The organism is Arthrobacter sp. KNU40, from assembly GCF_051515115.1.
GTDB lineage: Bacteria > Actinomycetota > Actinomycetes > Actinomycetales > Micrococcaceae > Arthrobacter.
In genome coordinates, this window is the sequence record NZ_CP195850.1 from 1,883,580 (window position 1) to 1,899,378 (window position 15,799).

The window sequence follows — 15,799 nt, forward strand, 5'->3', positions numbered from 1 at the left end:
GCAGTTTGCGGGTTGCCCTCCACTATTGCAATTCCATGCAGATTGCATACAATGGAGGAGTGAAGACTCTTTTGGATAAGCTTTGGGAAGCCCATGAAGTGGCCCCGGGATTGCTGTATGTGGATCTGCATTTGGTCCACGACATGTGCGGCCCGCTGGCCTTTGAGGGGCTCCGCGCGGCCGGACGGAGTGTCCGTCGCCCCGAACACACGCTGGCGACGACTGATCACAATGTCCCGACGGACAATATTGAGTCTGCTTTGCAGATCAACGACATTCTTAGCCGCACGCAGGTCGCACTGTTGGAGAAGAGCTGCCGTGACTTCGGAGTTCCCCTCTTCTCTGTTGGCTCGGATCGGCAAGGAGTCGTCCATGTCATCGGCCCAGAGCTCGGGCTGACCCAGCCTGGGATGACGATCGTTTGCGGGGACTCACACACCTCGACGCATGGAGCTTTCGGCGCTCTGGCACTCGGCATCGGAATCAGTGAGGTCGAGCATGTCCTCGCTACGCAGTGCCTGATCCAGCAGAAACCGAAAGCAATGCGGATTCAGTATGACGGGGCACTTGGCTTCGGGGTTACTGCCAAGGACCTCATCCTCGCGACCATCGGGCAGATCGGCGCAGACGGTGCGCTGGGTCACGTCGTTGAATACGCGGGAGCCGCCATCGACTGGCTATCCATGGAGGGGCGGATGACTGTCTGCAATATGACAGTGGAGGCTGGCGGCCGCGCCGGCCTGATTGCTCCTGATGCAAAGACTCGCGAATGGGTGGAGCAGCACGGCGGGACTGTCGACGAGACCTGGGCGTCGGCATCATCCGACCCCGATGCTCGCTTTGACCGCGAAATACGCGTGGACGCGACAAAAATATCGCCTCAGGTTACGTGGGGGACTAATCCTGGAATGGTCGCGGGTGTTGCCGAGTGCGTCCCGGAACCTCGCGACCAGAACGACGAGCGAGCGCTTCAGTATATGGGCCTGAACGCCGGAGTCCCGATCACCGATATCGCCGTCGACCGCATCTTTATCGGGTCGTGCACCAACGGACGGCTTGACGACCTGAGGAGTGCGGCTCGACTCATCGAAGGCCGCAAAGTGGCACAATCCGTGTCCGCGATGGTCGTCCCTGGGTCAACACAGGTTAAGGCCGCCGCAGAAGCAGAGGGGCTCGATCGAATCTTTATCGACGCGGGATTTGAATGGCGCGGCTCGGGATGCTCAATGTGCCTCGGAGCCAACCCAGACACGCTGCGGCCAGGCGAACGCTGCGCATCGACGTCGAATCGCAACTTCGAAGGTAGGCAGGGCCGTCATGGGCGGACGCACCTCGTCTCGCCCGAGATGGCTGCGGCAGCCGCAGTGGCAGGACATTTTGTAGATATCCGAGAATGGGAGGCCAAATGAAGGCATTCAAACGAGTATCCGGGCCCGTGTCCGTACTCTCACGCGATGACGTCGATACGGACGTCATCATCCCCAAACAGTTCTTGAAGCTGGTGCAGCGAACCGGGTTCAGCGAATACCTTTTCTACGATTGGCGTCACGATCCCGACTGGAACTTGCCGCAGAATGAGATCTTGCTGGCGGCACGCAACTTCGGCTGCGGTTCGAGCCGGGAGCAAGCCGTCTGGGCACTTGCGGATTACGGATTCCGGGTGATCATCGCGAGTAGTTTCGGAGACATCTTCCGAAACAACTGCACAAAGAACGGGCTGCTCCCTATCGTCCTCAACGAGGAAACGATCGCCGAGATCGCGGCTTCGGGCGCAGCGGAAGTTGACTTGGAGTCGAGGTCTGTCATCTGGCACGGCGGCCAGGCGTCCTTTGAGATCGCCAGCGAGATCCGCGACCGTTTGATCAACGGCATCGATGAAATCGCACACACTTTGCAGCAATCCGATGCTATCGCATCCTTCGAGTCAAGGCGGCGGGTTCCCACTCCGCTGACGACTGCGCTATGAGCGCCCGGATTGTGGTCCTCCCGGGCGATGGGATTGGCCCGGAAGTAATCAACTCGGCTCTGGACGTGTTGAACGTCGTCGCCGACGACCTTGAATTTGAGAAGCACCTCGTGGGCGGCGCATCAATGCGCGCCTTCGGAAGGTCGCTAACGGACGAGGCGTTCGCCGCGTGCAGCGAATCAGACGCGATCCTCTTCGGATCGGTAGGAGACCCGAGCTTCCCTCTGGATGGGGCAGACAAACCAGAAGAAGGGCTGCGCCGTCTGCGCTTCGAACTGGACCTATACGCCAACCTGCGGCCGGTCAAGCCCCGCTTATCGCTTGCTGATGCCAGCCCGTTCCGATGGGAACATTTGGATGGCACGGACATGCTGATCGTCAGAGAACTCACCGGCGGACTCTACTTTGGGGGAAAGCACGAATCCTCAGAACATCGGGCGATCGACGAGTCTGTCTATACAACCGCGCAGGTAGACCGCGTGGCCCGGGTGGCTTTTCGGGTGGCCCGCCGAAAGGTGACCAGTGTGGATAAGGCAAACATTCTTGAGACGGGACGTCTTTGGCGGACGGGTGTTACCAAGGTCGGAGAGGATTTCCCTGACGTTGAACTGGTTCACATGCTGGTCGATAACGCGGCAATGCAGCTTATTGCCAATCCGCGGAGTTTTGATGTCTTGCTGACGGAGAACCTCTTCGGAGACATTCTTAGCGACGAGGCGTCCATGCTCACCGGTTCCCTGGGCATGTTGCCCAGCGCATCACTCGGTGATCCGGGCGTCCCGGGGCTCTTCGAGCCGTCACATGGATCAGCACCTGACATTGCGGGTCGCGGAGTCGCGAATCCGATGGCTGCGATCCTGACTGCAGCAATGATGCTTCGTATGGGCCTGAACCGCCCCGACGAGGCAGAAGCAATTGAGAGTGCCGTTGACAAAGCTCTGACGAGCGGGACCAGAACCCGGGACCTTGGGGGCATAGCCGGAACGCAGGAAATGACTCAGGCGGTCTTGGCCGCCCTGTAGCATCCGGTCTCTTGCAGGTCGCATGCGACTCGCATACAATCTGAGGCAGTAGCTGAGATAGCAAGTCGGGAGCGTTCCCTCCTGGAACTTTGACTCATTCATCGCCGGGACGGCCTCCATCAAATGTGCCATCCGAGGCATCCCAATCCGCGGCGACTTTCGTCTGGGCGGACCAAAACAAATATCTACGGGAGGAAGACCAATGTCAGTATTGATTCGAGGTGGTCGCGTTATCACCGCCAGCGAGGATTATGTCGGTGACGTCTTTATCGAGAATGGCGTCGTGTCCCTGTTGGGCACGGACCTTGATGTAGTCGCTGACAAGGTCATCGACGCCCAAGGCAAATACGTAATGCCCGGGGGAATTGACCCACACACGCACATCGATCACGAGTTCCCTCCCGGTCTGATTGGAGCCGATGATTTCACTTCGGCAACTGTGGCAGCAGCCTACGGCGGAACGACGTCGGTCATCGACTTCTGCCTGCAGCACCCGGGTGAGTCGTTCCGTTCGGCGCTGAAGCGGTACCACGAAAAGATCGAGCGCAACAAACCTGTGATCGACGTAGGCTTCCACATCGGTGTCACAGACCTCGACCAGGGTGGCAGCTTCGAGGAGCTTGCCAGTCTTCCCGATGAGGGCATCACGAGCTACAAGCTGTTCATGGCCTACAAAGGTGTGATGGCCGATGACGAGCACTTGTTTAAGGCGGCTCAGACGACGGCCGAAAGTGGCGCCCTCCTCATGGTGCACGCTGAAAACGGGCCTACCGCCGACACTCTGGTCGAACAGGCTGTAAAGGCCGGACATACAGAACCGATCTGGCATGCACGGACGCGCCCTCCCGAGATCGAGGCCGAAGCCACCAACCGCGCCATCCAGCTCGCCCACTTGGCCGGGGCCCCGCTGTACGTCGTCCACGTCTCATGCGAGGAGGCCCTTGAACCGGTCATTTCCGCGCAGGAGAAGGGCTGGGATGTGACGGCCGAGACCTGTACTCAGTACCTGTTCATCGACGAAAGCTACCTTGAGCGACCCGACTTTGAAGGTGCGAAGGCGGTCTTTACTCCGCCGCCGCGGCCGAAGAAGGACCAGGACATCCTGTGGCGCGCCCTCGCGAACGGCACAATCTCGGTACTATCGACCGATCACTGCCCCTACCATTTTGAAGGGCAAAAGTCCCTTGGGCGCGATACGTTCACGAAGATCCCCAACGGGGCACCCGGCATTGAGAACCGGTTGCACATGCTGTACCACTACGGCGTCAATGCGGGCAGGATCACGCTTAACAGGTTCGTCGAGCTGACCTCCACGAACGCTGCAAAGCGTTTTGGCATGTACCCCCGCAAGGGTACGATCGCGCCGGGTTCGGACGCGGACATCGTAGTTTGGGATCCGAACAAGTCCCTGACGATCTCGGCCGCTACCCACCATTCGAACGTCGACTACAACCTGTTTGAGGGCACCGAGGTGCTCGGCGCTCCCCAGACGGTTCTTGTCCGGGGTCAGGTGATCATCCAGGACGATCAACTGGTTGGACGGCCCGGCGACGGTGAGTTTGTCAAGCGGGCAAAGGTTGGCATGGAGCTCGCGGGACGGGTCGAGGCGAAATGATCGATCCCGGTACTCGCGACGTTTACGCTCGGGCAACGTTGGGCGGCCGGTTGCCGTTCGGAAAGCGGCCCGCAGTTCTTGTCGTAGATCTCAGCCGCGGCTTCACCGACCCTGAGCGGCCGCTCGGTTCGGATGTAAGTCCGGTTATCGACGCGACACGGCGAGTGCTTGACTCGGCGAGGTCCAATTCCGTACCTGTGATTTTTACAACCATCGGTTACGAGAGGAACCTCAAGGATTGCGGTCTGTGGCTCTACAAAGGAGCCGGTCTCGCGGAGCTGGTACTCGGTGGGCCATGGGTCGATATAGACCCGCGACTTGAACGGCAAGACGACGAGACTGTCATCGTCAAGAAAGGCGCTTCGGCCTTTTTCGGCACAACCCTGATGTCCGTCCTCACAGCCGAAGGCGTGGATTCGCTGATTATCTGCGGTGTTTCGACAAGCGGGTGCGTTCGTGCCTCGGCAGTGGACGCAATGCACTTTGGCATCCCGGCCATGGTGCCCAGGGAATGTGTCGGTGATCGTGCGGAGGGTCCCCATGAGGCCAGCCTGTTCGATATGGACGCGAAATACGCCGATGTGGTGTCCGTCGACGACGCACTGCTCTATCTCCAAGAAGTGGCCGGCGTCGCGAGTCCGGCCGGACAGACGAGTTAGTGAGATTCATGATGAAAGCACATATCAATGCGGCCAGCGTAGAGCAGTTGAATGCACTGTCGCGCGACGAGGCCGAGGAGCTGTTCCGGACGCTGCCGGCGCCCGACCCTGAAGAGTTCGGGGGAGAGTATGCGGGGTACACCGCCGGCTACCTCACCGCCCAGTACAAGGACTTCACTGCCCAGAGCCAAGGTGAATTGGGCAAGTGGCTTGGAAAAGCCTTTGTCCGTGAGCAGTACCGCGGATGGGATGGGCATGGATACAACATCTGGGAGATCGACGGCGTCGAAAGACGCACACAGCGATTCGCCTGGAAGTTCGGTACGTCGATGCTTGATGGTGGACCGTGCGTTGTCATGCACTATGCCGTGTTCGACAACATCCACGGAGAACTTGACCTCATCGACGAGGTCCGCAGCGTGGGGAACGGCATCTTCCTGGCAACAGCATCGTCGAGGTACCCATCTCCCCTTGCTCCGGAGCGGGGTGGCCCGAACGGGCGGGCGCTGCCAACAACGTTTGTGCTCTGCGGACCGGAGCGTCCTTGCGCGGGGCCGGATGACCTACAGGGCGAGCTGCGCGACTAGCGCAGGTTCCCCGCCGAGCCCCAAAGGGGCGCATCGGAGGCTGACACACAGCGTCGAACGCTGTCGGCGGAATCCCATCGACAGCCAAACAAAGAACTGACAAGGAGATCCACCAATGAGGTTTGCAAGGCTTGGGCCAGCGGGCTCAGAGATTCCTGTGCTGCTCCAAAACGGGCACACGTACGGCCTAACTCCGGTCACCACCGATATTGACTCGGAATTCTGGACCACAGGGGGGCCCGATCGAGTGCGTGCCGCTCTTGAAGCCGGGGAGCTTAAGGCAGTCGACGACGCCGAAAGCCTCCGCATCGGGGCGCCGATTGCGCGACCGAGCGCGATAGTTTGCGTCGGTATGAACTACGTCGCTCACGCCGCGGAGAGCGGCTCAGCTCCGCCGGAGGTGCCAATCATTTTCCTGAAGCCGCCAAACACGGTTGTCGGACCCTACGACGACGTCCAGATTCCTCGCGGCGCCACGAAGACCGACTGGGAAGTTGAACTCGGGATCGTGATCGGACGACGCGCATCCTACCTTTCGTCCCCGGACGAGTCCATGGACCACATTGCTGGATTCGTCGCCGCCAACGACCTGTCGGAACGGAGCTTCCAGCTCGAGATTTCAGGCGGTCAGTGGAGCAAGGGCAAGTCGGCCGCTGGCTTCTGCCCGGCTGGCCCGTGGCTGGTAACCCCCGATGAATTGGATCATCGCGCCCTGAGCCTGCGCAGCTGGGTCAACGGCGAGCCGCGGCAGGATTCCAACACAAAGGATATGATCTTCTCCGTCGAACACCTCGTCCACGACCTGAGCCAGTACCTCGTGTTGGAACCAGGAGACCTAATCCTCACGGGCACCCCGCAGGGTGTTGGCTTCTCTGGCAAGTTCCCTTACCTGGTCGCTGGGGACGTTATGGAGATCGAGATCGACGGACTGGGTCGACAGCACCAAAAATTTGTCACGGGCGAGGTGAGCGCGCGATGAGTGGGGAACTGAATGGACTTGTCGCCGTTGTCACAGGCGGCGCCTCGGGCATCGGCGCGGCCGTTGCTCGAGTGCTGCGGGACCGGGACGCCAAAGTTGCCGCTCTTGACCTTAACGCGAGCGATGTCGAGGACGGAGTCCTTGGCGTCAAGTGCGACGTCACCGACGACGCCTCGGTGCGCGCAGCGATCGATACTGTGGTGCGGGAATTGGGCCAGATCGACCTGTTGATCAACAACGCAGGAATCGGTGCACAAGGCACAGTCGCTGACAACGAGGACGATGAATGGCGACGCGTTTTGGATGTGAATGTCCAGGGCATCGTTCGAGTGACCCGCGCCGCGCTGCCTTATCTTCGCCAGTCCGCCTCGGCTGCCATAGTAAACACCGGCTCGACCGCAGCGACTGTCGGCATCCCTCAGCGCGTTCTATACAGCACCAGCAAAGGCGCTGTGGTATCGATGACCCGCGCTATGGCGGCGGACCACCTCCCGGAGGGAATCCGTGTTAACTGCGTCAACCCTGGCACTGCCGACACTCCATGGTTTGCCAGAATGCTCGCAAACAAGGAAGACCCGGTGGCTGAGCGGGCTGCCCTCATCGCGAGGCAACCGCACGGCCGGTTGGTGACACCGGAGGAAATTGCATTAGCGGTTGCCTATCTCGCGAGCCCATCATCCGGTTCGACAACCGGAACCTGCCTGGCCGTCGACGGCGGCATGCAGGACTTGCAGTTGCGGCCCCGTGTCTAGGAATAGGGGCGCGGGTGGCGCCGTAAGCCGGCTTTCAGAATACGGCTTCGCCAATCCCGTCCATATCGATTCCAACGGCCGCAACTTGAGGAGGTAACGGGTGTTGTATTTGGATGAGGTGGCCGTTGCCGTATGGGAGTCGGGTACACCCGGTCCGGATGGAATAGTCGAAACGGATATACCTGCCGAGTGCGGGCGGCTGATAGTTCTGCGTGCGGCCACTCCGCCTAGTGGGGAAACGGAAATTGACTTCGTCGCCGGTACCGTGGCGGGCCTCCTTGACCGTCTCCGCTCCAAAATCTACGGGGATGGGGCGGCAAACGTCATTCGCGTCGCACTTGTCGTCGAAGAGCCGAAGATCGGCTCCGTGGAAAACAGGGCCTTGAACGCGGCTCTTGGTGAAGCGTCCAGAGGAATCGCCCAGAGCCTGGCACGAGAACTTGGCCCGTCGCTTCGGATCAACTCAATTCTTTGCGATCAGGCCGTCGCTGAACTCCTGGCCCCTACATTGAGCTTCCTTGGGTCAGAGGCAGCTAACTTTGTCACCGGTTCAACCATCGATCTTCGGAGCGCCACATGACCAGTTTGGTGACCGGTGCCGCAGGGTCGATCGGCTCAGCGGCAGTCCGACTCCTCACCGGGAGCGGGGAAAATGTAATCGCCCATGATCTCCGGGCGGACGACATCGATTCCACCGACACACTCGTGAGATCGATCGCGAACAACCTGCTCGACTCCTCTGGCGGTGGTGCTTTGCGGGAAATCATCGGAGATAACGGACTAAACTGTGTCATAGCAGCCCATGGCATTGATGGAGCTTCCCCGCTCCGCGACATGCCCTCAGGCTTCAGCCGGCGAGTGTTTGACGTCAACTTTGGGAGTGTTGTTTCGCTCCTTGAATTGACGCTGCCCTCGCTCCTTTCTAAGGGCGGCCGCTTTGTCATAGTCTCTTCCCAGGCTGGCCTCGTAGGCGAGGCGAATAGTGCTGCCTACAGTGCAGCGAAGTTCGCACTCATCGGGTGGGCGCGACAACTTGCACCCGACCTGGCTGCCAAAGGCGTAGGTCTGCACGTGCTTTGTCCGGGGTGCACGGAAAGTCCGCTCCTTACTCAGGGGCAAGAGCGGTTTGCGCGGAACAGCGGCGCAACTACGACGGAGGAAGTCCGCGCCTTCATCGACAAACACGCCGCCAGTATTCCGGTAGGCCGATTTGCGACGCCAGAGGAGACGGCCGGCAGTGCTGTGTATCTAGCAACGGGTGCCGGTCCTCGTCCAGTCGTACTTGCCGAAACCGGAGGCGAGGTGCTGTGGTGAGGAGCGTCGCAGGCCGTGGATAGCGACTCTACGGTCGCCTGGTCCGCGCGTCGGCTGGCAGAGCTCATGCGGGCAGGTGCACGGCAGCGCCGAGCGTTGTCCACCGGCGCGCTTTCCAGGAAGCCCAGCTGATACAAATCACTTTGCTGGGGGATCCTTCTAGGCTGCGTGTTCGTAGATCCATCACGCCGGGCGGCTCCCTCCTTGGCGAGGGCCGGTTCGGCCGACTCTGTTGGCCGCCGTGTTCCTCGGTCCAAACCCCTCTAAGAGGGGTTTGGACCGAGGTCTTCCAGTTTTACCCAACTTAATTTCAATTCGAGGAACCACCGTGAAATCCTTTGTTAATGAAGATCCCCAGCTGTCCCCGACGGACGAATGGCAATGGCTCGCCGGCAACAACGTAGAAGTCCGGTTGGCCGGCAAGCTGTATCGCCGAGGTGTCGCGGACATGGCAATGCCCGATGCATCGGGAATCTGGGTCGCCGCGGATGGAATTCAGGGCAGGGAGTATATCGACAAGGCCAGCGGATTCGAGATCTGGTCAGATCTGTATGCCAAGATTCAACCCTGAATAATGCTCGGTACCGCAGATGTCGAAGCACAGTGAGATCGTCCCCCCAAAGGGCAGACAGTTCAGATACCACCCACCCTGTCCAACCATCAATGACCCTAGGGCTGAAATCCAAGCGATTCTGACCGGCCCTGGTCGGCTGGGATCAGGTCCCGAGCAACATCTGACTGAATGTTTCCCGTGACCGCTTACCGTGAGCTCGCATGATCGCGAAGGCCTTCTCGGCATCGCCAGCGCCAAGTGCCTCGACAAGTTCCGCGTGCTGCTTCCAGGCCTCTTCTTGCCGTTCGATGGTGAACATGCCGGCGAAGTACCAGCGGATCTGTTGATAAATCGTCCCTAGGAAGACCTTGAGCATGCGGTTGCCTGCGGTGTCGATGAGCTTGTCGTGGAACTCCCGATTGAGTCGCGCCATGACCGCTTTGTCGCCTTCGCCAACACGGGCCAGGCCCTCTTCTACGATTTTTTGAAGCTGTTTGATGTCAGCGGGAGTGGCGCGCTGGACGGCGAGCCGCGTTACCTCGGTCTCTAGTATGTCTCGTAGCCGGAATGCTTCGCTGACGTCCTCAACGTTCGGCATGCGAACCGTGGCCCCCGCGTTCGGTAGCAGCTCGATCCAACCAGCAACCGCCAGCATCTTGAACGCTTCACGCACGGGCGTCCGCGAAAGGCCCAGTCGCGCAGCGACTTCATCCTCGACAAGCCGGGCACCGGAGCTCAACTGACGGCTGACGATTTCAGCCTCAAGGGTGTCGTAGACGTGCTGCGATAGCGGCTTCTTACCAAGCCGGGTGCGCGGAGTCTCAATCTTTCTTGTAGCCATTTTGTATACGGTATCACGGGAAATCCTCGGAGTCATGGACGACTCGACCCATTTCCCCTGCTTTGTTGATAGCGGATTTCGATGGCGCATTGCCGTCGTGAGTCGGGCGGTTCGTAACCGCGGGGATGAGGCGCTCACGGAGGTCGGACCTGGCGGAGATTGCGGGTCGAGAGCGGCTTCCTGCCGGTTCGTTTCAGCAAGTGATTGACGGGCATCTGCTTAGGTCTTCGATCCTGAGCAATTTGGACCCGTTCCGGATCCGGTCATGGTGCGGGCCTGAAATCGTCGCACGCGCGGGCGAGGAATGAACCCTAGCTGTTCAAGGGCGTCCGTCAAGGTGTTCGAATTTCTTCCCTTTTCTTCACTGTTGGCAACGATTGGAACGTGAGGGCCTGCGCCGCGGATCGTTAGGACACTCGCGGCGAGAAAATGCTCTCCGGTTGGAAGGGAAAGACCCTTGACATCTTCGCATGCGAATCGCATACAATCGGCTTGTACTGATTAGTGGCTTGGATCACATGGTTTTGGCCTGGCTGGCTTTGACCTGGTACCTCGCCTAACTTATGGAGCGCGTTTCATGACTGACTTGACCACTGCGCCGCCCGGCCGGCGCCCCAGACTGCCGCTTGCTGTTGCGGCGAACTCACGCTTCATGCTCGTCTGGCCTGCACTCGCCCTTTTGCTGGCGGTCAGTGCAGTGTTCGCACCTTCGAGCGTCAGTGTGAATCAGATCCAAAGTTTGCTCCTTTTTGGTGGGGTTCTTGGGACCGCAGCCCTTGGACAGCATCTGGTGGTCACGGTCGGAGGAATGGATCTTTCGATCGCGGCGGTGATGACCCTGTCGGCGCTCCTGTTCGTGAAGAACCTCTCGGCAACGGACCCGGGGACCATTGCGGGCGCGGTCCTCGGCGCCCTTACGGCAGCAGCGGCGATCGGGGCGCTGAACGGCGTAACTGTCACGCTTCTCCGTGTCACGCCGCTCATCGCCACTCTTGGCGGCGCCGCCATCGCGACCGGCGTGGGGTTCCAGCTGCAAGGTGAGGCGGCACCGCCGGCCGTACCGGAAAGCGTGATCACCTTTATCAACCAGGAGCCTCTCGGTATCCCGATCATCGCATGGTTCTGGGGTGCGGGAGTGCTGGTTGTGGCGGGGTTCTTGCGATATTCCACGGTTGGCCGCAGATTCGCGATGGTCGGTACAAACCCCTCGACGTCACGTGCACTCGGTATTCGGGTGGATCTCTACAAGGTCTTCGTGTACATCGCCGGCGCAGTCCTGGCCGGGATCGCCGGAATCCTGCTCGGCATGGTGGTGGTACAACCTGGCCAGAAGGTGGGAGATCCGTACCTGCTTCCCTCCATCGCGGCCGTCGCGATCGGCGGTACACCGCTTGGCGGCGGTCTTGGCAGTGTCATAGCCACGGCCGTCGGGACGCTGTTCGTCGTGCAATTGAACAACTTCACCCTGGCGATTGGCGGGAATCTGGCCGTACAACAGATTGTGCAAGGGATTGTGATTGTCGCAGCGATGGCGCTGTACAACTTCGACCTTCTTCGTTCCCTCGTTCGCATAATACGAAAAGTGTCTCCTGAACTCCCGACTGAGGAAACACAAAATACTAGGCACCAAAATCCACTACACGGAATACCGATTTCAGCAAAGCCGGAAAAGCATCATCGGCGGCTAACTAAAGCAAATGGAGAGAAATGAAACCGAACCGTCAAGCAGTCCGACGAGGCCTGCGTGCAATGATGTCACTAGCGGTGGTGGCGACGGTAGCACTAACAACCGCCGGGTGCGGCGGTAGCGTGACCGGGCAGAGTGCTGGCAGCCCGACAGCCCAGGCTGGCGCCAAGGCGAAGGTCGGCTACGTCGATGGAAACTGTCAAAATTCCTGGCGCGTCACGGCCCGTGCCGAATGGGAAGCCGCGGCCAAAAACAACCCCATGGTTTCCTCGTACCAGTACGTGTGCGCACATGGAGAGCTCAATCAGGAAATCGCGGCCATCGAAAGCATGGTGAGCCAGGGATACAACGTCCTCACTGTGTACTCGGACTTCGGCAAGGCGCTGCTTCCTGCAGTTCGTGCAGCATACAAGCGTGGAGTTCAAGTTGTGCCTTGGGATAGTCCGATCGGCGGAACAGCGGGCCAAGACTACACAGCGTTCGTCGGCCCTGATTTAAAGGCAGTGGGAGCCGCTGAGGGGAAATACTTCGCTGACAAGCTGAACGGCAAAGGCAACATTGCTTTCATCTCCGGTCCGGCCGGAAACGAATACAACTCGACGGTTAATGCCGCTGCCGTGGACACCCTGAAGCAAATAGCCCCTGGAATCAACGTCCTTGAGACGGTGTGGGCGGATTGGGATCCCGGGAAGTCTGCGCAGGCTGCAAGTGCCCTTTTGTCTAAGTACCCGAAAATCGACGGCGTGATGATCGATGAAGCCAGCGCAGTCCAGCCGGTCATTGCACGATGGCAAAACGCGCACCGACCATTGCCGTTGGTCTACTCGAATGATCTAAACGGTCTAATGCGACTCTATGACCAGCTCGCACCAACAGACCCAACTTTCGGCTACGGGTTCCACAGCTCCCGTACCTGGGCGGCCAGCAACGCCCTGGAAGCGGGCCTCAAGGCGTACTCCGGAGAGTCTGTCCCGGGAACGGTCACGGTCGACATCGGGTCATACGACTGTGCAACCGACTGCAAGAACTTCTACAAGGCAGACATGCCCGATGACTTCATCCCGACAACTAAAGTGCCAGCGGACGTGCTCAAGCCGCTGCTGACTGGTCGCTAGGAGACTCGAATGAACACTGCCTCAGTGCCTGCAGTAGCCGCACCCCCGGAAACGTCTACTACACCGGCGCTCGCACTCCGGGGGGTCGTCAAGACTTATCCCGGGGTCAGAGCACTCGGTGGAGTGGATCTAACTTGTATTCCCGGTGAGGTACACGCTCTGTTGGGCGAAAACGGCGCAGGCAAGAGCACCCTTGTCAATGTCGCAAGCGGTAACTTGGCGCCCGACGAAGGAAGTGTCTTCATTGGAGGCAAGGAACTGGCTGGCGCCAATCCGCAACTTGCCAAATTGTCAGGCCTTGCCATCACTTACCAGGACGATTCGCTCATCCCGGATCTCACGGTTGCGGAGAACATGGCACTGGGCGTCCCCACGAACATGCGTCCCGATGGATCACATCTGGACAAATGGACTGCCGATCGACTTGAGCGTTTCGCGACGACTATCGATCCCCGGACGCCTGTAAGGGAACTGTCCGTTGCCGCCCGGCAGATCGTCGAAATCGTAAAGGCGATCATTCTCAAGCCCTCCGTGTTGATTCTCGATGAACCGACCGCGGCACTGACCACAAGTGAGGCTGACCGCCTTCACTCAGTGCTGCGGGAGCTGGCGAACGATGGAGCCGCAATCGTTTACATCACGCACAGACTCGTCGACGTCCTCGCCATCGCAGACCGGGTCACCGTGCTCCGCGATGGTCAGGTAGCCGCGTCGGCGGTGTCGGTGTCCGACATCGACGAGGACCGGCTCGTTGAGCTGATGGTAGGCCGATCCCTTGACACAACGTTTCCCGACAAAGCGGTCGAGCGTGACCTCGGTGGCGTGATCCTGGACGTTCGAAATGGGACGGGCCAGCAGTTCGACGGCCTTGACCTTCGGCTCCGCGCAGGCGAGATCGTCGGATTTGCCGGTGTGGAGGGCAACGGCCAACGTGACGCACTGCGGGCTCTCGCCGGTCTGGATCGACTTCGAGGCGAATTCACGGTCAAAGGACAGCGAGTCCGTCAAGGGGTTCGGGCTGCACGCAACGCTGGCATGACGTTCGTCAGCGGAGACCGTCGGGGCGAGGCCGTCTTCCCGGAACTCGGCGTACGCGACAACATGACCGCGGGATCCCTGATGAACCTCAGCAGGGGCGGCCTCGTCACCCGCGGACGAGAGCGGGCGGAGATCGAGCAACGGCTTCAATCCCTCGACCTCCGAACACCCTCAATCGAGCATCGGGTCTCAGGATTGTCCGGAGGAAACCAGCAGAAAGTAGCACTCGGCAGGGCCCTCCTGGAGTCACCATCCGTGTACCTGATCGAAGAACCCACTCAGGGTGTGGATGCTCGCACCCGTTTGCAGATCTATCGCCTACTGCGTGAACAAGCCCGGCAGGGGGCTGCGGTAGTTGTTGTCTCCTCGGATGCTTTGGAGCTCGCGGGCCTCTGCGATCGTGTGCTTGTCTTCTCACGCGGCCAGGTCGTCGCCGAATTGGCGGGCGACGACGTGGCGGAGGAACGCATCGTCGGTGAGTCTGCACTGTCGGCCGTTACCCGAGCCGCAGCCGACAACCAGAGGCAAAGCAACCGATTGCTGCAGTTCTTCCGGCGCAGTGACTTTGCGCCAGTGCTTCTCCTGGCAATAGCCGTCACTGTGTTGATGATCGTTATTGGGTCGTCACGTCCGGGCTTCCTCTCGACGTCAAACCTCAGCAATCTTCTATTCCTTGCAGTTCCTCTCGGATTCGCGGCACTTGGCCAAGCCGCGGTCATGATGACCGGGGGTATCGATCTGTCGATAGGTCCGCTCATCTCCCTGACGACAGTCGCCATTGCGGGGCTTACGACTCTGAACGCGGAAGCAGTAAGCACCGCTACCGGCCTGCTGGCAGCGTTGGGCATCGGGGTCGCCGTCGGATTGGTCAATGCCCTGCTCGTCAGAAAATTGAGACTTCAGCCGCTGATCGCCACGCTCGCGACCTACATCACTGTTCAGGGGCTCACGCTTCTGTGGATGAGCACACCAGGTGGAGAGGTCGGCCCTACATTCGCAACCAACGCCGGCCAGCTTATCGGCTTTGTGCCGCTGGCCTTCGTGGCCCTCATAGCAATTGCCATCGCAGGCGAGATGCTTCTTCGCCGTCGTGTGCTGGGCTTTGCATTTCGGGCCGTGGGTTCCCGCCCTGCAGCAGCCCGTAGAGTTGGTGTGCGATCTGAGCTGATCTACTACGTGGCTTACGTCCTCAGCGGCGTCTTTGGGATGGTCGCGGGTGTCTTCTTCGTTGCCACGATCCAAATCGGGGATCCTACACTCGGGATCCCGTTCACCCTGGCCAGCATTACAGCCGTTGTACTTGGCGGCATGAGCACCTGGGGCGGTCGGGGATCTGTGGTGGGAGCTGTGTCTGGCGCGCTCCTGCTGGCCGTGATTGCCAACGGTACCCAGTTCTTGCAACTGGGGCCCCAGGCTCAGTACTACATCCAAGGAGGTCTGCTCATCGGCTCCATCGCGCTCTACTCGTTGCTGAGAGCTACCGGAAGGCGTCGTGATGAAACAATTAACGAGCGCTAACCCTTGATCGAAAATCCCGGCCCGCGCTGCGCTGCGGGCCGGGATTTTCCTTTCCAAAAATCACGAAGATCTTCGCGATCCGGGCCATCGTCTCCAAGTGCTAACGGCCTCACTACCTGGAGGCGAGGAATTGCACTCTTCGCGCGCTTGGTG

The 15,799-nt window shown here is 59.9% G+C and carries 15 protein-coding genes; 14 read left to right on the plus strand and 1 reads right to left on the minus strand.

Annotated features, from left to right (window positions below; translation table 11 throughout):
- Window positions 1–59: 59 nt before the first annotated feature.
- From leuC to ACSKT0_RS08885, 11 genes are all read left to right on the plus strand, one after another.
- Window positions 60–1,409 (plus strand): 3-isopropylmalate dehydratase large subunit, encoded by a 1,350-nt coding sequence (gene leuC / locus ACSKT0_RS08835; protein WP_437773380.1) that lies wholly within the window; start codon window positions 60–62, stop codon window positions 1,407–1,409.
- Window positions 1,406–1,966 (plus strand): 3-isopropylmalate dehydratase small subunit, encoded by a 561-nt coding sequence (gene leuD / locus ACSKT0_RS08840; RefSeq protein ID WP_437773381.1) that lies wholly within the window; start codon window positions 1,406–1,408, stop codon window positions 1,964–1,966. Before leuC ends, leuD begins: the two co-directional genes overlap by 4 nt.
- Window positions 1,963–2,988 carry a 3-isopropylmalate dehydrogenase gene (gene leuB, locus ACSKT0_RS08845; RefSeq protein ID WP_437773382.1) on the plus strand — a complete coding sequence of 342 codons (1,026 nt, stop codon included), beginning with the start codon at window positions 1,963–1,965 and terminating at the stop codon, window positions 2,986–2,988. The genes leuD and leuB overlap by 4 nt, the downstream gene beginning before the upstream one ends.
- A gap of 202 nt (window positions 2,989–3,190) precedes the next feature.
- Window positions 3,191–4,603 (plus strand): dihydropyrimidinase, encoded by a 1,413-nt coding sequence (hydA, locus tag ACSKT0_RS08850; protein WP_437773383.1) that lies wholly within the window; start codon window positions 3,191–3,193, stop codon window positions 4,601–4,603.
- A complete protein-coding gene (locus tag ACSKT0_RS08855) occupies window positions 4,600–5,262 on the plus strand; it encodes an isochorismatase family protein (protein ID WP_437773384.1) in 663 nt (220 codons plus the stop codon). The genes hydA and ACSKT0_RS08855 overlap by 4 nt, the downstream gene beginning before the upstream one ends.
- Before the next feature lie 8 nt (window positions 5,263–5,270).
- Window positions 5,271–5,849: a hypothetical protein gene (locus ACSKT0_RS08860; protein WP_437773385.1), complete on the plus strand. Its 579-nt coding sequence runs from the start codon at window positions 5,271–5,273 to the stop codon at window positions 5,847–5,849.
- Between the two features lie 115 nt (window positions 5,850–5,964).
- Window positions 5,965–6,828, plus strand: a complete 864-nt coding sequence (locus ACSKT0_RS08865) for a fumarylacetoacetate hydrolase family protein (protein ID WP_437773386.1) — start codon at window positions 5,965–5,967, stop codon at window positions 6,826–6,828.
- A complete protein-coding gene (locus ACSKT0_RS08870; protein WP_437773387.1) occupies window positions 6,825–7,580 on the plus strand; it encodes an SDR family NAD(P)-dependent oxidoreductase in 756 nt (251 codons plus the stop codon). Before ACSKT0_RS08865 ends, ACSKT0_RS08870 begins: the two co-directional genes overlap by 4 nt.
- 100 nt (window positions 7,581–7,680) lie before the next feature.
- The gene (locus ACSKT0_RS08875; RefSeq protein ID WP_437773388.1) at window positions 7,681–8,160 is read left to right on the plus strand and encodes a hypothetical protein; all 480 of its coding nucleotides are present in this window, start codon (window positions 7,681–7,683) and stop codon (window positions 8,158–8,160) included.
- Complete coding sequence (locus ACSKT0_RS08880) at window positions 8,157–8,894, plus strand: SDR family NAD(P)-dependent oxidoreductase (protein ID WP_437773389.1); 738 nt, start codon at window positions 8,157–8,159, stop codon at window positions 8,892–8,894. Before ACSKT0_RS08875 ends, ACSKT0_RS08880 begins: the two co-directional genes overlap by 4 nt.
- 328 nt (window positions 8,895–9,222) lie before the next feature.
- Entirely contained in the window at window positions 9,223–9,465 is a 243-nt protein-coding gene (locus ACSKT0_RS08885) for a hypothetical protein (protein ID WP_437773390.1), read from the plus strand.
- A 145-nt stretch (window positions 9,466–9,610) separates the two neighbouring features.
- On the opposite strand, the gene ACSKT0_RS08890 is transcribed toward ACSKT0_RS08885, so the two are convergent.
- Complete coding sequence (locus ACSKT0_RS08890) at window positions 9,611–10,288, minus strand: GntR family transcriptional regulator (protein WP_437773391.1); 678 nt, start codon at window positions 10,286–10,288, stop codon at window positions 9,611–9,613.
- A 577-nt stretch (window positions 10,289–10,865) separates the two neighbouring features.
- On the opposite strand from ACSKT0_RS08890, the gene ACSKT0_RS08895 reads away from it, so the two are divergent.
- The 3 genes from ACSKT0_RS08895 to ACSKT0_RS08905 all read left to right on the plus strand — a co-directional run bounded on the left by ACSKT0_RS08895 (window position 10,866) and on the right by ACSKT0_RS08905 (window position 15,646).
- Window positions 10,866–11,999 carry an ABC transporter permease gene (locus ACSKT0_RS08895; RefSeq protein ID WP_437773392.1) on the plus strand — a complete coding sequence of 378 codons (1,134 nt, stop codon included), beginning with the start codon at window positions 10,866–10,868 and terminating at the stop codon, window positions 11,997–11,999.
- The gene (locus ACSKT0_RS08900; protein WP_437773393.1) at window positions 11,996–13,090 is read left to right on the plus strand and encodes a substrate-binding domain-containing protein; all 1,095 of its coding nucleotides are present in this window, start codon (window positions 11,996–11,998) and stop codon (window positions 13,088–13,090) included. Before ACSKT0_RS08895 ends, ACSKT0_RS08900 begins: the two co-directional genes overlap by 4 nt.
- A gap of 162 nt (window positions 13,091–13,252) precedes the next feature.
- Window positions 13,253–15,646: an ATP-binding cassette domain-containing protein gene (locus ACSKT0_RS08905; RefSeq protein WP_437773394.1), complete on the plus strand. Its 2,394-nt coding sequence runs from the start codon at window positions 13,253–13,255 to the stop codon at window positions 15,644–15,646.
- Window positions 15,647–15,799: the final 153 nt, after the last annotated feature.